This is a genomic window from Paenarthrobacter sp. GQ52 (genome assembly GCF_059759005.1).
On record NZ_JCAXEJ010000027.1, the window covers coordinates 19,330 to 42,593 of the forward strand.

The 23,264-nt window shown below is 62.7% G+C and carries 24 protein-coding genes; 19 read left to right on the forward strand and 5 right to left on the reverse strand.

The window, feature by feature from the left end:
* Nucleotides 1–71: 71 nt before the first annotated feature.
* The 15 genes from AC6CH8_RS21750 (at nucleotide 72) to AC6CH8_RS21820 (ending at nucleotide 14,782) form a co-directional block, all read left to right on the forward strand.
* Nucleotides 72–764, forward strand: coding sequence for a hypothetical protein (locus AC6CH8_RS21750; RefSeq protein ID WP_498192320.1), 693 nt, complete (start codon nucleotides 72–74; stop codon nucleotides 762–764).
* A 32-nt stretch (nucleotides 765–796) separates the two neighbouring features.
* Entirely contained in the window at nucleotides 797–2,092 is a 1,296-nt protein-coding gene (locus tag AC6CH8_RS21755) for a phage tail sheath family protein (protein WP_420179135.1), read from the forward strand.
* A 1-nt stretch (nucleotide 2,093) separates the two neighbouring features.
* Nucleotides 2,094–2,573 (forward strand): phage tail protein, encoded by a 480-nt coding sequence (locus tag AC6CH8_RS21760; RefSeq protein ID WP_159708998.1) that lies wholly within the window; start codon nucleotides 2,094–2,096, stop codon nucleotides 2,571–2,573.
* Nucleotides 2,574–3,372: 799 nt separating this feature from the next.
* Nucleotides 3,373–3,519, forward strand: coding sequence for a hypothetical protein (locus AC6CH8_RS21765; RefSeq protein WP_498192321.1), 147 nt, complete (start codon nucleotides 3,373–3,375; stop codon nucleotides 3,517–3,519).
* A gap of 1 nt (nucleotide 3,520) precedes the next feature.
* Nucleotides 3,521–4,279, forward strand: coding sequence for a CIS tube protein (locus AC6CH8_RS21770; RefSeq protein ID WP_498192322.1), 759 nt, complete (start codon nucleotides 3,521–3,523; stop codon nucleotides 4,277–4,279).
* A gap of 10 nt (nucleotides 4,280–4,289) precedes the next feature.
* Nucleotides 4,290–5,810, forward strand: coding sequence for a phage baseplate assembly protein V (locus AC6CH8_RS21775; RefSeq protein ID WP_498192323.1), 1,521 nt, complete (start codon nucleotides 4,290–4,292; stop codon nucleotides 5,808–5,810).
* Between the two features lie 34 nt (nucleotides 5,811–5,844).
* Nucleotides 5,845–6,183, forward strand: coding sequence for a hypothetical protein (locus AC6CH8_RS21780; RefSeq protein WP_420179138.1), 339 nt, complete (start codon nucleotides 5,845–5,847; stop codon nucleotides 6,181–6,183).
* 30 nt (nucleotides 6,184–6,213) lie between these two features.
* Nucleotides 6,214–6,648: a GPW/gp25 family protein gene (locus AC6CH8_RS21785; protein ID WP_498192324.1), complete on the forward strand. Its 435-nt coding sequence runs from the start codon at nucleotides 6,214–6,216 to the stop codon at nucleotides 6,646–6,648.
* Nucleotides 6,645–9,302: a baseplate J/gp47 family protein gene (locus tag AC6CH8_RS21790; protein ID WP_498192325.1), complete on the forward strand. Its 2,658-nt coding sequence runs from the start codon at nucleotides 6,645–6,647 to the stop codon at nucleotides 9,300–9,302. Before AC6CH8_RS21785 ends, AC6CH8_RS21790 begins: the two co-directional genes overlap by 4 nt.
* Nucleotides 9,295–9,831, forward strand: a complete 537-nt coding sequence (locus AC6CH8_RS21795; protein ID WP_420179141.1) for a phage tail protein — start codon at nucleotides 9,295–9,297, stop codon at nucleotides 9,829–9,831. Before AC6CH8_RS21790 ends, AC6CH8_RS21795 begins: the two co-directional genes overlap by 8 nt.
* Nucleotides 9,824–10,297 carry a hypothetical protein gene (locus tag AC6CH8_RS21800; RefSeq protein WP_498192326.1) on the forward strand — a complete coding sequence of 158 codons (474 nt, stop codon included), beginning with the start codon at nucleotides 9,824–9,826 and terminating at the stop codon, nucleotides 10,295–10,297. Before AC6CH8_RS21795 ends, AC6CH8_RS21800 begins: the two co-directional genes overlap by 8 nt.
* A gap of 114 nt (nucleotides 10,298–10,411) precedes the next feature.
* Nucleotides 10,412–11,341 carry a PASTA domain-containing protein gene (locus AC6CH8_RS21805; RefSeq protein WP_498192327.1) on the forward strand — a complete coding sequence of 310 codons (930 nt, stop codon included), beginning with the start codon at nucleotides 10,412–10,414 and terminating at the stop codon, nucleotides 11,339–11,341.
* A gap of 52 nt (nucleotides 11,342–11,393) precedes the next feature.
* The gene (locus AC6CH8_RS21810) at nucleotides 11,394–12,647 is read left to right on the forward strand and encodes a pyridoxal phosphate-dependent aminotransferase (protein ID WP_498192335.1); all 1,254 of its coding nucleotides are present in this window, start codon (nucleotides 11,394–11,396) and stop codon (nucleotides 12,645–12,647) included.
* Between the two features lie 84 nt (nucleotides 12,648–12,731).
* Nucleotides 12,732–13,472, forward strand: coding sequence for an RNA polymerase sigma factor (locus AC6CH8_RS21815; protein WP_498192328.1), 741 nt, complete (start codon nucleotides 12,732–12,734; stop codon nucleotides 13,470–13,472).
* A complete protein-coding gene (locus tag AC6CH8_RS21820) occupies nucleotides 13,469–14,782 on the forward strand; it encodes an Ig-like domain-containing protein (protein WP_498192329.1) in 1,314 nt (437 codons plus the stop codon). Before AC6CH8_RS21815 ends, AC6CH8_RS21820 begins: the two co-directional genes overlap by 4 nt.
* Before the next feature lie 4 nt (nucleotides 14,783–14,786).
* Here AC6CH8_RS21820 and AC6CH8_RS21825 read toward each other — a convergent pair whose 3' ends face one another.
* The 3 genes from AC6CH8_RS21825 to AC6CH8_RS21835 all read right to left on the reverse strand — a co-directional run bounded on the left by AC6CH8_RS21825 (nucleotide 14,787) and on the right by AC6CH8_RS21835 (nucleotide 18,174).
* Entirely contained in the window at nucleotides 14,787–15,599 is an 813-nt protein-coding gene (locus tag AC6CH8_RS21825) for a hypothetical protein (RefSeq protein WP_498192330.1), read from the reverse strand.
* Nucleotides 15,600–15,702: 103 nt separating this feature from the next.
* The gene (locus tag AC6CH8_RS21830; protein WP_498192331.1) at nucleotides 15,703–16,170 is read right to left on the reverse strand and encodes a hypothetical protein; all 468 of its coding nucleotides are present in this window, start codon (nucleotides 16,168–16,170) and stop codon (nucleotides 15,703–15,705) included.
* 21 nt (nucleotides 16,171–16,191) lie between these two features.
* The gene (locus AC6CH8_RS21835) at nucleotides 16,192–18,174 is read right to left on the reverse strand and encodes a primary-amine oxidase (protein WP_498192332.1); all 1,983 of its coding nucleotides are present in this window, start codon (nucleotides 18,172–18,174) and stop codon (nucleotides 16,192–16,194) included.
* Between the two features lie 122 nt (nucleotides 18,175–18,296).
* Between AC6CH8_RS21835 and AC6CH8_RS21840 the strand changes: the two genes are divergently transcribed.
* The gene (locus AC6CH8_RS21840) at nucleotides 18,297–18,887 is read left to right on the forward strand and encodes a TetR/AcrR family transcriptional regulator (protein ID WP_179017736.1); all 591 of its coding nucleotides are present in this window, start codon (nucleotides 18,297–18,299) and stop codon (nucleotides 18,885–18,887) included.
* Between the two features lie 3 nt (nucleotides 18,888–18,890).
* Here AC6CH8_RS21840 and AC6CH8_RS21845 read toward each other — a convergent pair whose 3' ends face one another.
* Nucleotides 18,891–19,544 (reverse strand): LysE family translocator, encoded by a 654-nt coding sequence (locus AC6CH8_RS21845; protein WP_091469945.1) that lies wholly within the window; start codon nucleotides 19,542–19,544, stop codon nucleotides 18,891–18,893.
* 162 nt (nucleotides 19,545–19,706) lie between these two features.
* Between AC6CH8_RS21845 and AC6CH8_RS21850 the strand changes: the two genes are divergently transcribed.
* Nucleotides 19,707–21,119, forward strand: a complete 1,413-nt coding sequence (locus AC6CH8_RS21850) for an aldehyde dehydrogenase family protein (RefSeq protein ID WP_498192336.1) — start codon at nucleotides 19,707–19,709, stop codon at nucleotides 21,117–21,119.
* 58 nt (nucleotides 21,120–21,177) lie between these two features.
* Here AC6CH8_RS21850 and AC6CH8_RS21855 read toward each other — a convergent pair whose 3' ends face one another.
* Nucleotides 21,178–21,330, reverse strand: coding sequence for a hypothetical protein (locus AC6CH8_RS21855; protein WP_420179150.1), 153 nt, complete (start codon nucleotides 21,328–21,330; stop codon nucleotides 21,178–21,180).
* A gap of 58 nt (nucleotides 21,331–21,388) precedes the next feature.
* Here AC6CH8_RS21855 and AC6CH8_RS21860 point away from each other — a divergent pair, with 58 nt between their 5' ends.
* The gene (locus AC6CH8_RS21860; protein WP_420181204.1) at nucleotides 21,389–22,246 is read left to right on the forward strand and encodes a prephenate dehydratase; all 858 of its coding nucleotides are present in this window, start codon (nucleotides 21,389–21,391) and stop codon (nucleotides 22,244–22,246) included.
* Between the two features lie 85 nt (nucleotides 22,247–22,331).
* Nucleotides 22,332–23,117 carry a hypothetical protein gene (locus AC6CH8_RS21865; RefSeq protein ID WP_498192333.1) on the forward strand — a complete coding sequence of 262 codons (786 nt, stop codon included), beginning with the start codon at nucleotides 22,332–22,334 and terminating at the stop codon, nucleotides 23,115–23,117.
* The last annotated feature ends 147 nt before the right edge of the window (nucleotides 23,118–23,264 follow it).

A 23,264-nucleotide genomic window follows, 5' to 3' on the forward strand; every position in this document is an offset into this window, starting at 1 on the left:
CGAATGGAATTACCCGTCTTTGCCCAGTGACTACGCACTTTAGCGGGAGTAACCTAGTCCCAGTTGCATTAGTGGTCACCTTTCGAGTTCTGGGTTTTGCCGTGGGCTATGTGCGTTCGTCGTTGACCGACCTTCTGGGGGTACTTTCCGACGCCATCTCTCCCGAGCATGTGCGCTTCGACGACGGCTCCCCAGTTGCAGGTGTACCCCCACCGGACGCTCCCGTTACCGTTCATGCCGTCACCTTGAACCGCGTGGGCAGGTCACGGCGCGACGGACCCGTCCTGGACCTTGAACTCCGGGTGGCGGTGGAATGCCACGGCCCCGGGCAGCTCGACACCATGGAAAAGCTGCTGCTGGCCGTGGAACGTCACAGCCAGTACTCAGTGGTGTCTACGGGTGAATTCCGCCCGGAAGAATACTCCGGCGCCATCCGGCAAGGGTTGGGCTTCCTGGTCCGCATCCCTGTTGCCCTGCGCTTCGAAGAACCCTCAGGACCCCCAGTCCTGGAGCCACTCATCGTCAAGACGGGTGTTGCCCGCCGAATCCACGGACGCCTGGTGGACGTCCACAACAAAGGCATCCCTGACGCCTACATTCACGCCCATTCCTCCGCCACGGCCGTGGTTAGCGATGCCACCGGCCATTTTGAGGTCCTGGCCTCGACGGATGAACTCCAGCACTTTGCAGTGGCTGTCCACGGAACCGAAAGGGAAGTCTCGGCCAGCACCAGCAGCCTGCCGGTCATCATCCGGTGGACCTAGCACCCGTTTAGCGGGCAGAAGAGGGGCGAATCATGGCGAACTATCAGGCGCCAGGCGTTTATGTACAGGAAGTACCCAGCGGCGCACGCGCCATAGGGCAGGTCAACACGAGCATCGCCGGGTTCGTCGGCCTCGCCCCTAACGGGGACGCGCTGGTTGACGAGCTCCGGGTCTTGGACAACTGGACACAGTTCGTGGATCAATACGTTGGCAACGCGACAGCGGGTACACCGCTTTCGAACGCTGTATACGGCTTCTTCTCCAACGGAGGAAGCCGTTGTTATGTGGTGAACATCGGCAAGGACGGCAGCCTCACGGGGACCGCCGCGAAGCCCACCGGGCTCACCCTGTTTGAGGCCGTGGACGACATCTCCATGGTGGCCGCGCCCGGTTACGCGGACGCGGAATCGTACGCGGCGTTGCAAGCGCACGTTGAACACCCGCTTCGCCAGGACCGCATGGCGATTCTGGACACGGTTGAGAAAGTGGACGACGTCGGGGCACTTACCCGGGCTGCGACGTCGGGAGTTCCTGAAGGTGCTTCGTCTTCGGACGAAGACACGTCTTCTGATGAGGACACGACGCCGGACGCTGACTCTGACGGCGACGCTGAAGACGCAAGGGACTCAGCTGAGGACGCCACAGATCAGGAGGACCTCGGTGCCCCGCAATCCCCTGGCGGCTACACCGCGCTGTATTACCCGTGGATCGTGATGATCGACCCCGTTTCCGGCAAAAAGGTGACACAACCGCCGTCGGGCCATATTGCGGGCGTGTGGGCGCGCGTTGACGCCACCCGTGGCGTCCATAAGGCGCCCGCCAACGAGCCCATTCAGGGAGCAATCGACCTTGCGCGGCGCGTGAGCCGCGGAGAGCAAGAGGTCCTCAACCCGGCCGGCGTTAATTGCATCCGCTATTTCCCGGGCGAGGGAATACGGATTTGGGGTGCCCGGACCAAGGCGCCCGAGGCGAGCGAATACCGCTACGTGAACGTCCGACGGCTGACCAACATGATCAAAGAATCCGTGGCGGATGGCACACGCTGGGTGGTGTTCGAGCCCAACGACCACACCTTATGGAAGTCGATCCGCCGCGACATCGGAGCATTCCTGACCAACGTCTGGCGGGATGGAGCATTGCTCGGGACTACGCCTCAGCAAGCGTTCTTCGTCAAATGCGATGAGGAAACAAACCCTCCGGAGGTTCGCGACGCCGGCCAAGTGGTCACGCTGATAGGCATCGCACCTGTGAAACCGGCCGAATTCGTGATCTTCAAGCTCATGCAGTCGGCGGACAACACCAGCGAGACGGAAAGCGCAGGAGCCTGACATGACAACCCCGACACCTGCCGCACAACCGGGCAACGTGGTGGACCCGTACCGGGCCTACAACTTCAAGCTCGTCATCCAAGGCGTCGTCCAAGGCCACTTCACCAAGGTTGAGGGCCTGGGACTGAAGATCGACCGCATTCTCTACCGCTCCGGTGGTGAGAACAGCACAGTGCGCGTCATCCCGGGGCAGGTGGAGTACACGCCGGTGACCTTGAAATACGGGCTCACCGATTCCACCGAAATGCTCCAGTGGCTGTTCAAGGCCGTGGACGGAAAAGTGGAACGCCGCAACGTCTCCATCGCGATGCTGAACGACGCCGGGTCCGTGGAAGTCCGGCGCTGGAACCTCCTGGGCGCATGGCCATGCGACTGGTTTGGCGCACCCCTTGACGCCTTGGGCAAGGACCTCGCCATCGAATCCCTCAGCATCGCGTACGACCGCTTGGAGCTCGATGATGCCCGCGCTCCCGTCGCCTGAGCCGAGGTTTTCCTGGCGTCGGGCTGCCGCTCGGCAGTTACGTGGTGCAGCGGCATGGCTGGAGCGCGGGTCTGGGGCTTCGCGGGCTCCTGGGGCTTCCGGCTCTTCGGGGACTTTCGGGGCTACCTCGCCGGAGAGTCCGACGCCGATTCGCGCCTTTGATACCGACGGCGCCCCCGAGCATTGGGTTCAGATGCTCCGCGACGCAGGGTTGGCCCCTCCTGTTGCGAGGCCCGCTCTGCGTCGCTTTAGGCGTCTTTTGGGCGCAAACCAGGCCCCAGAAAGTAGCCCGCGCGGTGCTATTCCTCGGTCTGTACCCGTACCTGCGCCTGCACCTCCCGCTTCTCCCGAAACCCTCCCCGTGACGGATACCCCCGCCGCCCCTACAACACCCTCAGTTGCCAGGCCCGTTTTGCGTTTGTCGGCTCGTTCCAGAAGCGTGGTGCAGGCCCCACAACACACGCCCACCCCCGTTGCGAGGCCTGCTTTGCACGCCTCGGAGCCGACTAAGCCTGCAGAGCAGGCCCCACAACACACGCCCACACCCGCGTTGCGACTTCGCCCGGCTCACCCCGGGGCCCTGCCCATCACTCTCGCTCCCGTTGCGAGGCCCGATCTGCGCTCTTCGACACGAAGTGAAAGCGCAGAGCAGGCCCCACAACACACGCCCACCCCCGTTGCGAGGCCTGCTTTGCGCGTCTCGGAGCCGACTAAGCCTGCAGAGCAGGCCCCACAACACAGGCAACCCCAACCCGAACCGCAAACCCATCCCGCATCCCAAGGGCACCCGAGCGTCGTTGTGAATCACGCACCCTCGTCGCCCGTCATTGGGACCTGGCCCGAACTCGCTCCGCGTCCACAGCCAACACAGGCAGCCCCGACACAAACCGTGGAACACGTGATCGCCCGCAAGGCCCGCCTCCACGACGAACAATTGGCGATCTGACATGGAACGAGTCGCTTTCCTCATCGAGGACACCGGTGAACACCTCGGCTGCCTGCTCAATCCGGAAACGGTGGTGATGCAGCGGTCAGCTGGCGTGGAGACACGGAAGAGTGCGGGCGGCAAACTGAGCGGCAGCGGTTTGGCTGACGATCCCCTGCTCTTCACGGGCGGTGGCCACACTGAGCTACGACTGGATCTGTTGTTCGACGTCGACCTCGCGCCGGCGTCGCTCCATGTTCAGGACGTACGGCAAATGACCCGCCCAATATGGGCGCTCGCGGAGAACAGCGCCGAAGTCGAAAGGCAGCGCAGGCCGCCGTCGGTCCGGTTTGTGTGGGGCCGGGCGTGGAACGTGCCGGGGATCGTGACGGAAGTCGCCGAGCGTTTCGATCGTTTCGCCCCGAACGGTTCACCCCTTAGGTCCTGGATGCGGATGGTCTTCGTGAGGGTCGGTCAGGCGGCGGATGAAGAGGGCGGCGAGAACTACGAACTCGAACAACGCCTCCCTGCGGTTGATTTGACGGCCCCGCCCGTGGACACGCTATCCGTCACCGGTGACGGCAGCACGGAGTGGGACGCGCTCGTGTCCGACGGCGGTGAGCTGCTTCCCGAGGTACCGCCGGCTGAGCTGGGGCGGCTGTCCGTGGCAGCGTTCGGCACACCCCTGCTATGGAAACTGCTGCTGGAATACAACAACGTCGACGACCCCACGCGCTTCAACGGCCCCCTCGCCGTCCCTCCCATGGGTGAGACACCATGAGGCCAACAACGTGAGGCAAGTCCAGGGCCTCCCCGAACTGATCGTCACCCTCGGCCGACGCAGGCTCACCACGGCCGAAACGGCGGCGATCATCTCGGTTAACGTGCTCAGCTCACTTGCCCGCCCGGCCCAGTGCCTCATCAGTTGGCGTCCCGGACCCGGACGCACAGCAGCAGCAAGGGGCGGCGTGGATCCAGCACCGGGAGACCCCCTAAGAGTTGAGCTCGGCGGGCAGCGCACACCGCTGTTCGTCGGCGAGGTAACCGTGGTGGAGTACAGCTACAGCGCGGATCTCGGCCAAGAGATCCGGATCAGGGCCTACGACGCCCTGCACCGCCTTAGGAAACGCCAATTCACCCGGCTCCACCAGGAAGTCGACCTTGCCGGGCTCGCACGGATACTGTGCGAGGGTACCGGTTTGGACGTAGTGGGCGGCGCTGATCGGCTCGGGCAGGTATACCAGTGCGCCCGCACCGACCTCAGCCTCCTCGTGGAACAAAGTGCCCGGGTGGGCGCCTACCCCGTAGTGCACGACGGGGCGCTCAGGCTCACAGGACTCGACGGCGAGGGCGAACCTTTGGAGCTCACCCTTGGGGCCACCCTTCATTCCGCGGAAATCGAGCTCAGCCAGGAACCGGCCTACGCTGGCGCGCAAACCAACGGCTGGCGCAGCAACGATGCCTCTGTCCATCAAGCCGGGGCCACACGCAGCGACGCGAAAGCGCAGGTCGCAGCAGATCCAGCACTAGCCAGCGTGGGCGCAGGTGGTGATCTGAGGCGTGACAACGAAGTCCTGGAATCACAGGCGCTCGCGGACGGCTTGTCCAAGGCCGAGCTGGACACAAAGGTCGCAGGCCAAGTCACAGCCGTGTTGGTCGCTGAAGGAAACCCCCGGCTCAGGGCTGGCGGCAGGGTGAGGATCAAGGGAGTGGCAACCAGCATCGAGGGGATCTACCTGATCGCGAGCGCCTCGCACCGCTTGGACGGAACCGGCTACGAAACTACCCTGACCACCCGACCGCCGAGCTCCGTTCCGGAACGGCGGCCGGACGTCTTTACCTTGGGAACCGTCACCGACGTGGATGACCCCGAGGACCGGGGCCGGGTCCGGGTCAGCCTTCCCGCCTACCCCGATCTCCAAACAAGCTGGGCCCCTGTACTGACTGCGGGTGCAGGCCCGGGCAAAGGACTTGTGGTCCCGCCGTCCCCCGGGGATAACGTGTTGGTCCTCCTACCGGCCACTGATCCGGCCCAGGCCATCGTCCTCGGCGGCCTCTACGGGAGCGAGCAGACGCCGGACAGCTTGAGCCGTACTGAAAGGGATAGCCGCTACACCTTCCGCAGCGCGGACGGTCAACAGATCATGCTCGACGGCGGTGCGCACACCGTCAGCTTCACCGACGGCCACGGCTCCTCCGTGGAGCTCGGACCGGACCGACTCAAGATCACTGCCGCCACGGACCTGGTCCTCGAAGCCCCCGGCAAGGCCATGAAAATCCGTGCAAAGACCGTCGACTTCGAGGAGGCCTGAGCTGTGAGGACTAAGCCGTGAGGACCAGGAAGCCATGAGAATCCTCGTCAAGGAAGCCGTCCTGCGATGCGGCCACGACGGCAAGGTGGAGAACGTGCCCTCGCAGGCATGGGTGCGCATCAAGGAATCCCCCATCCTGGTGGACAACGACCCCCAAGGCAGGGACATCACCATGTGCCCGCATATCAGCATAAATATCAAGCCCTGCAGAAAGACCTTGCCCGTGATCAGGGGCTACTCAACGTTTGTCACCATAGGCGGCAAAGCGGTTTGCCTCGACACTTTGGAGGGCTTCACCAATGGCACACCCCCGGGCGCGGTCAAGTACACGGTCCGCAGTCCGGGGCAAACGCTGGTGGGAGCCGGCTCATGAAATGCCAACAGCCATGAACAGGAACCAGCCATGAGCGTCCCCCGGTACAAGTCGGTGGCCTTCATCCATCCGGATTTCGACGCCGCCGCCGGCATGCCCGGGCTCAGGCTCACGCCGTCCGGCAGCTTGGCTGCGGTCACAGACACTGCGTCCGTGAGGCAAGCACTCCTCCTCCTGCTCAGCACCAGGCCTGGCGAGCGGGTGAACCGGCCAACGTACGGCTGCCACTTGTTTCGTCTGGTTTTCGCACCTGCCGACGACACCACGGCCGGCCTCGCCATCCATTACGTGGCAAGGGCAGTGGAGCAATGGGAGCGCCGCATCACGGTCTTGTCCTTGGACGCGTCGAGGTCGCAGGATGAGCCCGAAGTGCTGGAGGTCAGGTTGAAATACCGGGTGCGGACCACCCAGTTGGAGGACGAGATCACCATCGCCCTGCCCGTTGAATCTGGAGGTGCAGCATGAGTATCCCAGTACCGAACCTGGATGACCGCAGCTTCGCGGATCTTGTTGCCGGTGCCCGCGAACGCATCCAGCAAATCGCCCCGGAATGGACAGACCTCTCCGTCCACGACCCCGGCATCACCATCATCGAGGCCTTTGCCTACCTCACGGACACACTCATGTACCGGCTCAACCGCGTCCCGGACAAGCTCTACGCGGTCTATCTGAACCTGCTGGGCACAACCCTGTATCCGCCGAGCACGGCCGAAACGGCGCTGGAATTCAGCCGCGTATCCGCCGCAGGAGCCACGGGCCAGGAAATCCGCATCCCGCGCGGGACCCAGGTCAGTTGCCCACCCGGCGTTCCCGGTTCATCCCAGCCTGTCTTTACGACGACGGCGGCTGCCGTCTTGGCACCCGGCAAGACCACCCTCCTGGTCCCGGCGGCCGATGTCACCCTGTACGACGCCGTTCCCATCGGTTCGGGAACCGGCAGGCCCGGCCAGAGCCTGGTCATCCCCAACGCGCCGATCGTCTCCGGCGCGGGCCTGGCAATCGCCGTCGAGGTTCCAACAGGGACGCGGCTGAGCAGTGGTGAGGCAGTGCTTGTGGACGGGAAAACGTTCCGGTATTGCCAGGAAGTAGAGGCGTTTGCCGACGTCAGGCCTGGCGAGGTGCCGGTGCGGATTGACCGCAGTGCCGGCGTCGCGATGTTCGCTTGGTGGGACGAAGAGCCAACATCGCGTACGTTGTCCGGCGCAAGGGCGCCTGTGCCGGGCGCCGGCGCCGAAGTCCGCGCTTGGTATCGCAGCGGCGGCGGGGCCGGCGGGAACGTCGGGGCCGGCCAGCTTACGGTCTTGCGCTCCCCGGTGCCAGGGACCAAGGTCACCAATCCCGAGCCGGCCAGTGGGGGTCGTGATGGTGAATCGCTCGAGAACGCGCTCAGGCGTGCTCCACAGGATTTCCATGCCCGCGACCGGGCCGTCACGGTTCGTGACTATGAAGTCCTGGCCCGGCGGCACGGGGGTGTTGGCCGTTCGAGAGCCTTCACGCGCAAGGAACTGTGGGCGTTCGCCCGGCCTGGGGAGGTGGAAATTGTGCTGGTGCCTTTTGTCCCCGGAACCGGCACGGGCTCTGGCAGCGGATCGTCGATGCATGGCGCAGCCGCGGCTCGTCCCCTCAAGGCCGCCGAGCTCGTAGCGTACGCACGTGAGGAAGTGCGCCGCGAAGTGGAGCAGTATCTTCGCAGGCGTTCCACGGTTGGTGCCGAGCCTGTGGTGCGTTGGGGGCTTTACAAGCAGGTGCAGGTAAACGCGAGGATCGTTGTTCGTCCCGATGAGGATGCCGAGGCCGTGAAGTCCCGGATCGCGGGGAGGCTCTCCGATGGAATCAGCCCCTTGAGCCCGGATACTTCCAGCTACGGATCGGGTTTCGGTAAACCGCTGCGAGTCTCCAATTTGTACCGGGCCATGGAGGAAGCCGAGCCCGGGGTGCAATACGTGGACCGCGTCACGCTGGAAGTGGACAAGGTTCCGGACACGGACACCATGGCCTTGGTACAGGCGGAGGGGCAGGATAATACTTGGTTCGTTGCCCAGGAGAGCACGTTGTTCCGCACCACCAACGCAGCGGACGGATGGGAAGCCTGCGCAGAGTTTGGTGACCCTGCCAATGGGGAGGAAACCGTCCGTGCCATCGCGCCGTTCCGTTCGCCCGCACCCGGCCGGGTGGGCCCCGGAACGCACCCGGGCATGGTGGCTGTCAGCACCGTTACGGCCACTGGTTCGCGCGTTTACATCAGCGATGACCTCGGGGAGTCCTGGCGCAAGGCATCCGAGTTGGGTTTCGTCATAGCGGACTTGTGCTGGGTGGACCGGCAAGGTGAGCCGTTGCTGCTGCTGGCCGGTGAGCGGGGTCTCTATGAACTTCCAGTGAGCCAGGGCGCCATCCCGGTGCAGAACGTAGTGGACACCTCCCAGCCCGATCGGGGTTTCTATGCCGTGGACGCCCTCGTCGATATCCGTGGCAGGACAGGCGTGGTGGTGGCCGCGGAGGCGTCGGCCGGCGTGTGGCTCTCTCCCGACGCCGGGACGGCCGGCAGCTTCAAACAGGTCAAGGCGGCGGGCGAAGACATCCGCTGCATGACAGTCCAGTACGACGGCGGCGCGAGCTATGTGTGGCTCGGCCGTGCAGTTCCTGAAGGCACCGGGACGGGCTGCCTGCGGCTCAAGATCGATGAACTGGGCCGCACCGATTTTGACGAATCGTTCATGAACTCCTGGGAGGAGCTGAGCACAGGATGGACCGGCGGCAGTTGTTGGGGTCTGCACGTCATGGGCAAAGCAGCCTATGCCGCGACACAAAGTGGCGGTGTCCTGCGCCTGCAACTCGGCCTGTCAGGGGCGCAATGGAGCGTGCCGGACGTGAACTGCAACCTGCCCTTGCGTGACCGGACCCGGTTCGAGCCCGTCCGCTCAGTTTCCGGCGCCATTGTGGCCGAAGGCCAAGTCCTGGTGCTGGCTGCAGGACCCAAAGGTGTCTTCCGCAGCAAGGACGACGCCCTAACTTGGGAAAGCTGCACCCGGCGGGTGGTCGACGACGTCGTGACGTTGCCCGATACTTGGCTGTTCTGCTCCGGCGACCACAAAATTGAGGTGGTCCACGGAAATGGCTAGGTCTTCAGACTTCGAGGCATTCAAACTCCTCAAAGTCCTGCCCGAAGTGTTCCAAGTGGCTGCCGATTCAAGCGCACCCATGCAGGCCCTTCTCGGCGTAGCTGAGGATATGCAACAGCCTGTCCGGCGGGTCTTGGACCAAATCCATACCGTTCCGGATCCGGGCCGCGCGCCGTCGTCGTTGATTCCTTTCTTGTCACGTTGGGTGGATCTGGACTGGTTGACGCTCCCTGGCCCGGAGGGCCAATCGGAAGCTTCCAGCGCGGTTCCCATCACGCGACAGCGGGATCTGATCGCTGCCGCGGCGCAGCTCTCCTCCCGGCGCGGGACCGTTGACGGGCTCACCCGCTTCCTGCACCTCGCAACGGGGGTGGGTGGTTTCGACGTCGAATCCGTCCCGGGCGCTTTCCACATCAAAGTGCACGTCCCGGCGGAAGCTGCCGGGCAACTGGAGTTGATCCGGCGGATCGTCAAAGGAGTGAAACCGGCGCATGTGACCGACGAACTCGAGGTGCGGACCGGTGACTGAGGAGAATCGGAAACCCATCATCGTGGTGATTTTATGTGGTGTGATTGCGTTCCTGGTTTTGGTGTTCGGGGTCAGCTGCGGCGGAGGCAATGACGATTCCGCCGCGGATTGGCAGGGCGGTTTCCCAGGTACGGCCTTGGCCGCGAAGCTAACTGCGGCGGATTTGTCTGTGGCTGGCGGTTCCTGTTCGGTTTCCGATACGCAGCTGGTGGTGACAGGTGGCTGCGTCTTGGAAGTGAAGGAGTTCGGCGGGGGACTGTTCTCCTTTGGTCCCCCCACTAAGCGGGCAAGGCTGGCGCCCCAACATCCCGTGACTGTGTCATTGTTCGTCGAAGGCACGAGGGCTCAGCAAGACTCCGGCCCGGGCAAAACCGTGGACGTCACCTTCGGAACCGCCGGCGGACAACTAGGCGTGGCCTGTCTCGCGCTCGAGCCTTGCGTGCTGCAACTACAGGAGGCTGGCTGAGATGCATCAAACCACCCTCAACACGTCTGTAAACCGCGATTACGTTGTTGGGCAACGACGCAATGGCGGTTCCCCAACGAGCTACGCCACCACAATCCCAGGAGTTGTTGCGCCATGACTGCCATCACAATGACCTTGAGCGCCCCCGATGTTGTTCTCAAGGACGGCAAGGGATCCCTCACAGCATCCGTCACCAACGGCTCCCCCGATCAGGAGCGCGTGGTTCTCGGCGCCTTTCCCGGGCAGGTGACCAATCCGCCGTCGAAAACGTACACCACCATCCCCAACCCGCTGCGGACCATCGCTGCCGGGGCCACCGAACAGTACGTTGTCAGCTTCGACACCGCAGGCGCCACTGCGGGCAGCTATCCAGTGAAGTTGATCGCCTACTCCGCCGACGACGCGCCGGAGGACTACGCAGACCAGGCCCATGTTGTGACTTTGACCGTGCACGCCGCAGAAAAACCCAAACCACCCGGGCGCTTCCCTTGGTTGTGGGTGATCATCGGTGGCGTGGTGCTCTTGGCCGCCATTGGCTTGATCCTTTTCACCATGTTCAAGGATGCAAACGTGCCTGATGTGAAAACCAAGCCGCAGGCCGAGGCAGTACAGATCCTCACGGACGCAGGTTTCAAGGCCACCACCTCGGACGTCGAAAACGCTGCCCAAGAGGGAACGGTAGTGAACCAAACCCCTGCCGGTGGTGAAAAGGTGGGCCGCGGCAGCACAGTGAATCTGGAAATTGCCGTGCCGGTTCGGGCCACCGTGCCTGACGTGTTGGGCCAACGGATTGAAGATGCCCGAACCGCTTTCCAAACAGCGCAGATTCAGCTGGACTTCACCCAAGGTTCCACCTGCCAGGCGCAGCCTCCGTTCTCCATCCAGCGGTGCGTTGTGGTGGGGGTGGTCCCGGATGCCGGAAGCAAAGTCAACATCAATGCCCTGGTCCTGGTCCGGACTGAGCTACGGTCCAGAATCATCCTGGACCCGGTGAACATCTGCCTCAGCAACCCGCAGCTGTGCACCAACAGGCTCGGCCAGTGACAAATTTCGGACGGGTTTGCCGGGCGGGGGCGGTGACATGAAAAGATCAACCATGCGTCCGATGCAGCACTCCAGCAAACTCCAGAACGTCCGCTACGAACTTCGCGGTCCCATCCTCCAGGCTGCAAAAGCCATGGAAGCCGAGGGCCACCGCATCCTCAAGATGAACCTCGGGGACACAGCGCCGTTCGGGTTGGAAGCACCGGAGTCAGTGGTGGTGGACATGATCCACCACCTTCGCGGTGCGCAGGGATATAGCGATTCCAAGGGCATCTTCTCCGCGCGCACAGCCATCTCGCAGTATTACCAAACGCGCGGTCTGATGACCATCGGCGTCGAGGATGTTTTCATTGGCAATGGTGTCAGCGAGCTCATTTCCATGACCCTGCAGGCGTTCATGGAGAACGGCGACGAGATCCTCATTCCTGCGCCGGACTACCCGCTGTGGACGGCCGCCGTGACACTCACAGGCGGCCAAGCAGTGCACTATCTGTGCGATGAGGACGAGAACTGGTGGCCGGACATGGCCGACGTCGAAGCGAAGATCACCCCGCGCACCAAGGGCATCGTGATCATCAACCCGAACAACCCCACAGGCGCTGTCTACCCCCGGCACATTTTGGAGCAGTTCGCCGCTCTGGCCCGTAAGCACGATCTTGTGCTGTTCTCGGATGAGATTTACGAGAAAATCCGCTACGTCGACGCGCCCCACATCCACACGGCCGCTGTGGCCGAGGATGTCTGCGTGTTGACTTTCAGCGGGTTGTCCAAGGCGTACCGCATGCCCGGCTACCGGGCCGGGTGGGTCGCCGTGACCGGCCCCCGGACCGTAACCGCCGCCTACCGGGAGTCGTTGGAACTGCTGGCCTCCCTGAGGTTATGCGCCAACGTTCCGGCCCAGCACGCCATCCAGACGTGCCTTGGCGGCTACCAAAGCATCGAAGCCCTCATACGTCCTGGCGGCCGGCTGCGCGAGCAGCGGGACCTGGCGTGGAAACTGTTGACAGCGATTCCGGGCGTCAGCTGCGTCCCGGCTGCCGGCGCCATGTATCTCTTCCCCAAGCTGGACCCCGAGATCTATCCCATCGCCTCCGACGAGAAATTCGTCCTGCAACTCCTGCAGGAACAAAAGATTCTGGTCTCGCATGGGACGGCCTTCAACTGGCCAACACCGGACCATTTCCGGTTTGTGATCCTGCCGGCTGTGGAAGACATTGAGGAAGCGGTGCGCCGCATTTCCACCTACCTCGCTGCCTATCGGAACCGCCCGGAGAACCGGATATCGGAAGAAGAATTCTCCCGCTGAGAGTTGCAATCTGTTCAAAAATCCAATCGGTAGACGTAAAATCTGTTTGATACTCCTCCGCGCGAATTCCTAAGCTGGTAAAGCATGTGCGAGCAGCCAAAGCGGCATATCCGCAGCGCTTTCACTCCTCTACGGGTTGTGCTGGCCGCCTTGGGCATCGCGGTCATCGTTGCAGCCGTGGTTGTTTTCTCTTCGTGGCGTCAAGAGTTACCCGACAGCGTGCAGGACTTCGGTCTTCCCCTTGCGGTAGGCGCTGGAATCGTGCTGCTCGTTGCCGGCGTTTTCATGCCGATGGTCAGGGAAGTTGAACTCGGCCCCATTCCTACGCTCAAGATCGCCCCAGCACTCAGGGACCGCGAAAACGAACTGCGCAGCGTCTTCGAGCGGCAGAAGGGCGATATGGAATATTGCGCCCACTTGCTATGCGATAACCCCGAGACGGCCCGGAGACTGCTCGAGGCATCATGGTCCTTGGCATCCAGCGCGTGGAAGGGACCCGTGACTCCCCAGTTGCGCGTCTATACGTTGTGCGTTTTTGTGGAGCTGCTCCGGAAGCATGAGCGATGGGTGCAGACAAAGGACCCGCCGAAGCCGAAGACGGGGCCGAAGACGAAGACGAGGCCGAAGATTAAGCCGCAGGGCGGTAGCCCCTTGTCAAAGCTCCCCTATGAGGAGCGGATAACCATCGTGCTTCACGAGTTCGCCAACCTGACTGTCGGTGAAATTGCGGGCATGACGGGGCGTCCTGCGGAGAGTGTCGGCAGATCGCTGGCACACGCCGAGGAAACAACCGGACGACTGGCCTTGGAGGAAGGCCGGCCATGAGAGACGCGCTGCGGCAGCGATTACTGGCCGATGCCTCTCTCGACGCACAAACACACCCTGCGGATTTGGACTTTGCCTTGACGGAGGGGATGTCCACAGTTCGTCGGCGGATCATTCGCACGTGGGTTACTGCCGGGGTTGTTGCGGTTGCAATGATTGCCGCCTCTGTGGTGGCGGTTGTCGCAGCCTCATCCGATCCCATAATGATCCTGCAATCGATCACCATCACGGCTCCAAGCCAGCGGCTCCATCCTGACGCCACTGTCGATCTCAAGGCCTCGGGAACTTATAGCAACGGCGAGACAAAGGATTTGGGAGAAGGTCTTTCGTGGAATTCAGACGTACCGGAGGTGCTCGCCGTCTCCACAACCGGGGTTGCCACCGCTGCCAAGACAGGGTCTGCACAAATAACGGCGGCTCATAGTGGGATCTCCGGCAACTTGGAATTTCAGGTCGTAGATCCTGACCCCAGCCTGAGCCTCGTCAGCCTTCGCATAGTTCCTGACAACACCACAGTGCCTGCAGCGAGAACGACGCAGCTCACGGCCCAGGGCACCTTCAGCGATTATTCGATCGGTAACCGCAACGAGCCTGCAATTTGGGATTCCCTCAACAAGGACATTGCAAGTGTGGACGGTCATGGTTTGGTGACTGGGATCCGCCAAGGTGTCGCCACCATCACCGCCACGGAAGGGACCATCCAGGCTACGGCTGCCGTCACGGTCACCGGCCCGGACACCACCATTCCAACGGGAGAGCCAAACGGGTGCGTCATCGACCCAACTGCTCTGTCTATCAAGCACACCCAGACACAAACAGTGATGGCCTTCATCACATATACGGACGGCACGCGACAACCTGCCACCACAGCCACGTGGTCTTCAAAGGATTCCAAGATCGCGAGTGTAAAAACTTCCGGATCGGTGACAGGCACCGGTCATGGACAGACGACAGTAAGCTCCCAATGCGTCGACGCCAAAGGTAAGGAATGGCCTGCTACGGTGCCCGTAACAGTTGAGCCGATAGCGACGGCCATAACCATCAGCCCGTCGGGACCGCACTCCATCGGCCTTCAGCAGACCCTTCAGTTGACCGCCACAGTCACGTTCAGCAACGGAACGAAGAGCACCACGGCTCCAGTGTCCTGGCGCCACAGTCCACCGCTCGTCGTCTCCGTCAGCAATTCCGGTCGTGTTGGGGGCCTTCGCAACGGACGAGCCAGTGTGACCGCCTCCCTCGATAGTGAAACGAGCAATCCAGTCATTTTCAACGTAGGACCATTGGCGCCCACCCCGGGCCAGATCGGTTGACCGCTCAGTCCCCCGCCGAACCACTCACGCGCAGGGCGTTGATGATCGCCGGGATGGACGCGATCAGCATGATCAGAGCCCACACCAGCGCCACCACCACGGTGATCAGCGCCCAGAACTGGTCCCCGATGGACACCAGCGGCCCGGGCAGGAATCCGTGGATGATCCCCAGGATCACCTGAAGGAGCGCGGAAACCACCAGCAGCACCACTAGACCCGTGACCTTAAGGAACTTCGGCTGGCTCAGGATCAACAGCAGCGCAAAGACGATCTTGAGCACCAGCAACAATCCAAGGATCGCGGCCGCCTGGCCTTTGGGAAAGCTCCCCCACAGTGCCAAGTACGCGATAGTTCCGAACGGGGCGGACACGAACAATCCGATCATCAGGAACAGCTTCGCCAACGCCAGCATCGCCGTGAGGAAAGCCGTGATGACCCAGAGCAACATCACGATCAACGTGATGATGCCCTGAACCCGCCCGTACGTTCGCAAGTCCATGATCAGGCTGAGCCCCAGCATCAGCACCGTGAACAGCAGCAGCCCGTCGAGGAACGCCAGAAAGCCGATTCCGGCACCCGGAGGATCGGCGGCCGGCCGCTGCAAACTAAGGAAAACTTGAAGCGGAACGCCCAGCTTGTCGGCCTCGGCTGCAGAGACGGGCTCGACGGCGGTCTGAGCCAGCAGGAGGGACATCCCCACTTCGGCCAGGACTACTACAGTGAAGACCGCCAAGGCCGCGTAGAACAGCGGGCGGCGCAGGGCACCCGGGTCTGGCCCGCTGAGGAACCCCTCACGAATTGACCACGCTGCGGCCATGGGTCAATTGTGGCACCGGAGATTTCAAATGGGCAGTTGCTTACTGACCTTCTTTGGCTCCACTTCCAAAGCCTTGCAACCGGGATGAGTTGAGTTCCAGTGATCACGCCCGCAACGAGGGTCGGGACGCCACGGCTGCGCCGGTCATTCGCGAGCGCCGGAGGCGGGCCACCAGCGTTGCGGCGAGTAACGCCGTCATGATTTCCAGTCCAATCACCAACAGCAGTCCCGCCGCGCCGGAGGTATCAACAGCGTTCGACGCCGGTCCCCCACCGTGCGCGTGACCGAAACCGCCCGCTCCCAGCAGCAGGAAAGCGTGGAGGCCCACCATGGCCAAGGCCGACGTGGTCACCTGCTGGAGTGCATCTACCCTGCTGTGGCGCCAGATGTGAATCGTGCAGGGAATGCAGACGGCCGCCATGCCGATCATGAGGACGCCGACCCAGGCAGCGTGGTGTCCCGAGGCCGCCAGCCACACGTGCACCAGGCAGGAGACAGCTGTGAGGGCTGCGCAGATCCGGGGGTGCAGGACAGGCCCGGCTACCCGGGCCCGTTCTGTCATGGTTGTCATCTCTGTGTCCCGGGCTGCGCTTTAGTGGCAGTGCCCGGCAGGTTCGCCGTGTTCGCTGTGCTCTTCGCAGGCCGCGGCAGGACCGTGGCAGCTCAAACCCGAAGCGCTGGCCGGCACGTCCAACACCGGGCTGCGGTCGAAGAAGCCTTCCGGCCGGAGCTTGAAGCCAACAGTGTCCACGGGCATGATCGGCCAGTCTTCCACCCGTGGGAAGTGCGTGAGGCCAAAGGTGTGCCACACGACGATGTCCTGGCCATCAATCTCCCGGTCCTGGGCAACGTAGGCGGGCAGGCCGGCGCCGCCGGAGTGCTGGTTCACGAAGTCGCCCGTGGGGTAGCGCTCCTCGTCGGAGTAGCGCGTGACCCAGAGATCCTTGGTGGCGAAGGCCGCGCGCTTCGCAATGGACGAGCCGGGGTCGGCAAGCAGTGTGGGCTGGTTCTCGGCGTGGAGCTTGTAGCCCACTGGCTCGCCGAGACGATTCCGGGATTCAGGGTTGGAAATGATCCACGTCCTGCCAGCGCGGGCGTCGGCTTCGCGGACGGCCTCGGACTCTTTTGTCAGGACTGTGCGCTTGCGGGAGAACGCATTGCCCCGTTCGTTGCCTTCGCCCATGGTCTGGCGGACCACATCTTCTTCTTCCACGCGGTTGGTGAAGCCGTCAATGGCCATGTCCAGGCGGGCGCTGAAGAGGTGTTGGTGGAAGGGTGCGCCGAGGCCCGGTGCGAGTTGGGAGATATTGTCCGAACCTCCTTCCGGGAAGGCGCTGGTGAAGACAATGCCGGTGGCTTTGGCCTCGAACTCGATGGTGCCGTCCAGGTAGAGGTACCAGTAGAAGCCGTAGTCGTAGTTGCCGATGGTGGTGAAGAAAGAGATCACCAGGCGGCGGTTGCGGCGGGTGTAGTTGATCCCGGTCCAGAGGTCTGAGTGCTTGGAAAGGATGCCCCAGTCTTCCTCGTGCATGCAAATGCCATTGCGTATCTCGCGGGGGTTGCCGAAAGCGTCGCTGATGACAGGGCTGAGGTAGGTGATGTCGCCCAGGCAGTCGCAGCCCAGTTCCAGGGAGTTGGCGTACTGGCCCACCAGGTACTCGCCGGTGTCGAAGTAGTTCTGCCATGACCGGATGGGTGAAGGATCGCCGTAGGGAACCACCATTTCTGCGATCGAGGCGCGGTTGATGATGGGACGCTTTTGGTCGCCGTCCTTGAAGGCAAGGTTGTGGAGGACAACTCCTTCGCGGACGTCGAAGCCAACGTCTACGCTCCACTTTTCCCACTCAACATGGTTGCCGCCGGTGACCGTGAAACTTGGGCCCTCCGGCTGGGTGATGCTGATGGGCTTCTGTGTTTCGCGGAGCGGACCGGTCAGTTCAGGATCGGTGTAGTTTCCGTGCTCTGCCGGGATTGGCATGACGCCGAGGTCGATGACCTGTGTAACTTCCTTGTTGACCACATCCACGTAAGCCACCAACCCGTCCACGGGATGCGCCCACGCGCTGTCCTCAGGGAAATCCTGCACAAAGGCGAGGCCGCGCAGGATGCGGCGACCTTTCTCGTCGTCGTACTCGAAGACACCTGCCGACAGGGGCGCGACGCGGACTTTTTCTACGTCCAGATCGCGGGCGGCAAGCGCAGCGAGCCAACGCTCATCGGTTGCGAGGAGAGTCTCCACAACCTCGAATTCCTCTTCCAGCACGGGGAGTTCGCCGGAGACCTTGGTATCCAGTTCGATGGCCGTCAAGATTTCTCCGCGCGTCACGGAGACGAGGACGTCGCTGGGGGCTCCGCCGGAAATGTCATGGATGAAGACGCGGAAACGGCGGTCCTGCCCTGACTGGCTACGGGAGGGGTCCACCAACCCCAAGTAGGCGATTCGCTTTTCGGCGCCAAGGTGGCCGGCGGCTCGCAGGATCGCCTGCACCTGGGAAATCTCGGCGCCCATTGCAAGGGCGTACTGCGTTTCCAGGGCGACGGCTTCAGTTGCTGTCTCAGTTGCTGTGGGCGTCATGGCTGCCTCTTGTCCGGGACCTATGATGGGTCAAGGTTTATTTTCTATAGGTGTAGAGAATAACCAAAACGTAAGATGGGTCACAAGACCTGTCCGCCATTTGTTTTCCGGGAGCCCCTTCAGTGCCAAAGATTGTGGACCACGATCAACGACGTCTCGAACTGGTAGACGCAACCTGGCGCATCATCGCGAGGCTGGGCATGGAAGGCGCCACCATGCGGGAAATCGCGGAAGAAGCGGGTTTCGCCAACGGCGCCCTGAAGCCCTACTTCCCCACCAAGGACCTGCTCCTGACGTCGGCGTTCGGACACGTCTTCAACCGCACTAACCAGCGCATCGCCGCCATGACCGAGGGACTCTCCGGCGTAGCGGCCCTCCGGGCGTTCTGCGCAGAAGTCCTGCCACTGGATGAGGAGCGCGTCAATGAAGCCCGCATCGTGATTCCGTTCTGGCAGAAGGCACTCAATGACGCGGACATGGCTTCACTTCACAGCGAGTCCATGAGCCAGTGGCACACCACCATCACCGGTCATTGCGCAGCAGCCCGGGCGGCAGGTGAGATCAAAGCCCCCATAGGGGACGCCGCCGTCGCCGATCACCTGCTCAACATGATGCTGGGCGCGCAGATTGTTGTGGCGTTGTCTCCCGCAGAGCATTTCTCGCAGGACCTCGCGGGGCAACTGGATAACTATCTGGCCTTGCTGGCTGGTTAGCTCCTAGCTGGTGGCGCCGGACGCCACAACGCCCACGCCCAGCCCGGCGATTACACCGCTGCTGACACGCTCGACGACGGTACTCACCTTGGGGCGCTTGAGCCACCGCATCGCCTTGAACGCGACGACGGCGATCATCGAAAGATACGCGAAAGCGATGCCGGCAACGACGACGCCCAAGATCAGGGACGTGCCCATGGTGTCGCCGCCGTGCGGGATGAACTGCGGAACCACGGCCAGGTAGAACAGGCCGACCTTGGGGTTGAGCAGTGTGGACAGCGCCCCGGCGCCCAGGGCAGAGAGTCGGCTGTACGGGAGGGGCGCGTTCTCCGCCGTGCCGCCAGCTTCCGCGGACTTAGCCGCCTTTGCTGCCTTGCGGGACTTTATGAACGATGAGATGCCCAAATACAGCAAGTACAGGCCGCCTGCGATCTTGACCCAGCGGAACAGTTCCGCGGACTGCTCGAGAATGGCTGCGAGACCGACGCCCACCAATGCAGCCCAGGCAATCGCGCCAATCGCAGACCCTGCGGCCGCAGCAATTCCTGCACTGGGACGATTCAACGCGATACGCAGGACCAGGAAAGTGTCCGGCCCGGGCGTTACGGACAGGACCAAGCAAAGGCCAGCAAAAGCTACGAGGGAAGCAAGAGTCACAAGCTCGATTATGAGGGTCTCCCGGCCTGCGGCGAAAGCGTTCGCTTCGCGTCAAGGGCTGTTCGTGCATAGACAAGGCACATGCGCGTGACGCCGACCACACTGGAAACATCGCCGCGCGCCTCACTGGCCGCCCAGACTCACTACCCGAGCGGAGTACCAATGGAGACTTACGACGCCCTCCTGGCCTCGATCACCCCGGCCCCCGGCCAGAACAGCCGCACCATCCTTGATCCGGCAACGGGTGAAGCTGTCGGCGAAGCCCCTGTTCACACCGTCGAAGACCTCGAAGCCGCCGTCGCGGGTGCCGCTGCCGCCCAGCCCGCGTGGGCTGCCTTGGGCCACGACGCCCGGTCCGCCGCGCTCATGAAGGCCGCCGACGCCGTCGAACGTTCCGCCGAAGAACTCGCCCAGATGCTCTCCCGCGAGCAAGGCAAGCCGCTGAACGGCCCCAACGCACGCTTCGAAGTTGGCGCCTGCGCCGCCTGGCTCCGGGCCACCGCCGCCACGCCGTTGGATCCTGAAACCGTGGTGGACGATGGCGAAACCCGCGCCGAACTGCACTACCGGCCCATCGGCGTCGTGGGTGCCATTGGCCCGTGGAACTGGCCGATGATGATCACCGTCTGGCAGATCGCGCCCGCCTTGCGCATGGGTAACGCCGTGGTGGTCAAGCCCTCCGAGTACACCCCGCTCTCCGTGCTGGCACTCGCCTCAATCATCAACCAGGAACTGCCCGATGGCTTGCTGTCTGTGGTCTCCGGCGGCCGCGACGTCGGCGAAGCCCTGGCCGCGCACGATGCGATCGGCAAGGTCATGTTCACCGGCTCCACCGCCACGGGCAAGGCGATCATTCGTTCCTCGGCCGATACCGTCAAGCGGCTCACCCTGGAACTCGGCGGTAACGACGCCGGCATTGTTCTCCCCGATTCGGATCCCAAGGCAATCGCCGAGGGTCTTTTCTGGGGTGCCTTCATCAACACCGGCCAGACCTGCGCTGCCCTGAAGCGTCTGTACGTGCACGAGTCCCAGTACGAGGCTGTGTGTTCAGAGCTTGTTGCTGTCGCTGCTGCGATGCCCATGGGCAACGGCTTGGATGAGAACAACGTCCTGGGTCCGCTGCAGAACCGGCAGCAGTACGACATCGTGGCCCGGCTGGTGGAAGCCGCCAAGGATTCCGGTGCCCGTGTGCTGCTGGGTGGCAACCCCGATCACGAGCAGCCCGGCAACTTTTACCCCACCACGTTGGTGGCCGACATCGACAACGACAACCCACTGGTAAGCGAAGAACAGTTCGGGCCCGCCCTGCCGATCATCAAATACAGCACGGTTGACGAGGCAGTCGCCAAGGCGAACGCGCTCGACGTCGGACTGGGCGCCTCAGTCTGGTCCTCTGACTTGGGTGCCGCACGCGAAGTCGCCTCCCGCATCCAGGCCGGCACGGTGTGGATCAACAAGCACGGCGCAGTTGATCCGCGTATTCCGTTCGGTGGCGCGAAGCAGTCCGGCTACGGCTTGGAGTTCGGCGCCGAGGGCCTGAAGGCTCTCGGTGTCCCGCAGGTCATCAACGGCTAATCATCCCTCCCCGGGTGTGCTGGCCCAACTAAGTCGCAGAAGATGCCGTTTTGAGCCCTCAGAACGGCATCTTCTGCGACTCAGTTGAGTTTCCCGGGCGTAAGGCCAGCGCTGTCGCCAGGATGATCACGCCGGATGCGGCTATGCCGACGGCGTCCAGGGAGTGCTCGAACCGGGCGAAAATGGCTGCGCCAACGGCAAGGACTCCCACCAGTCACAGGGTGGACGCGGTTGGGAGGCCGGGCGCTCAGCGTGTAACCATGAGCATCATGGCCCAGAAGATTGCGTACCAAGGTGAGCCCGGAGCCAATTCGGATCTCGCGTGCAAGGAAATGTTTCCCGAACTCGAAAGCGTTCCGTGCGCCAGCTTTGAGGATGCCTTTGAACTGGTATCCACTGGCGAAGTCGATCTGGCCATGATTCCGATTGAGAACTCCATCGCCGGACGTGTGGCTGACATCCATGTCCTCCTCCCCCAGTCGAAGCTGCAGATCGTGGGCGAATATTTCCTGCCCATTCGTTTCGACCTTTTGGGCATTCCGGGCAGCACCATCGAGGGCGCCACGGAGGTCCACAGCCACATCCACGCACTCGGTCAATGCCGCCGGATCATTCGGGAGGCCGGCCTCAAACCTGTCATCGCCGGTGACACCGCGGGCTCAGCCCGGGAAGTCAGGGACTGGAACGATCCCCGCAAGCTGTCCCTCGCACCGCCGCTCGCCGCTGAACTGTACGGCCTTGAAGTCCTGGCCTCGGGAGTGGAGGATGACCCCACCAACACCACGCGCTTTGTTGTTCTGGCCCGTGAACGCGAGCTTCCCAGCAAGGAAGAATTGCCCGGTCCTGCGATCACCAGTTTCGTGTTCCGCGTCCGCAACGTTCCCTCTGCCCTTTACAAGGCCCTAGGCGGCTTTGCGACCAATGGCCTCAACATGACGCGACTGGAAAGCTACATGGTGGGCGACGAGTTTGCTGCCACGATGTTCCTTTCCGACGTCGAAGGGCATCCTGAGGACGCTCGACTCCGCCGGGCGTTGGAGGAACTGGAGTTCTTCACCACGGAGGTCCGGGTGCTCGGCGTTTATGCCGCAGACGGTTACCGCGAGAGGAACACCGTCACCGCCTGAAGACGCTGCTGGCCGAGCCAGCTACGGACCGGAGCGGCCATGCACGAGCCCTTGAACTAGGGTTATACGCGGGGGTAATGGCGAAGTGAAGAAGTTGAACCAGTGGTCGGCGCAAATTTTCTACGGCGGGTTGATCACGGTCATTGCGGCAGTCTTTGTATGGATCGCCCACAGCGTATTGCTTGCGGCATCTTTATTCTTTGTTCTGGCAGCCGTCTACGCGTTCTTCCTTTTCCGGGTTGTGTGGCGCTCGGCCCGGGCGTCCATGGTCATGCACTTCGCTATGGTCCTCGTCCTATACTCCTTACTCGCCGTCGAGGATGGTCTGGACGTTCCGGCAGCTGCGTCATGGTCCTTGGGTGTCATTGCAGGAGCAGTTGCCGGTGGATACAAGTGGTCAGGAAAGCGCTCCGGTTCCGAAGTTGCTCAGAAGCGTGAACGCAACAGCGAGGGTTTCACAGGGGGCTGGCACATTGCGTTGATCAACGCTGCCTGCGCCATCGTCCTGATGGGAATCGGCGTCGCCCACCTCGCCCTTCAATCTCCGACGGCGCCAGTCGCTGCCGTGCTAACTGGTGCCCTGGTTGCGGGCTGGGCTTTGTTCCGCTTCCCGCCATCGCTTCAGGCCAGGAACATGCTCCTTCTGGTCATACCCGTCGAGTTCTTTCTGCTGATTTTCGTGGGCGGCAATACCGGCCAGCAGGCCCTACCGTTTGCGTGGGCGTATGGCACCCTCGCCGGCATCTTGTTAGGTGGGCGGTACTGGAGTGGGCCCAAGATCGGCGAACCCAGGCCACCGTTCAACGTACAAGCCAAGCGTCGGCGAAAACGGAAACGGAAGCCGCGGTCCAAGCAAAAGCAAACACTGTAGGACTTATGCTTGTCCGGGGGTAGTACTGAAGTGAAGAAGTTGAACCAATGGTCCGGCCGGATGTTGTTATTCGGCGGGATAATCCTGGGCATCGTGGCCGCCTTTATATGATTGTCTTCGTCTTGGGATGCGGCCTGGCACACCTCG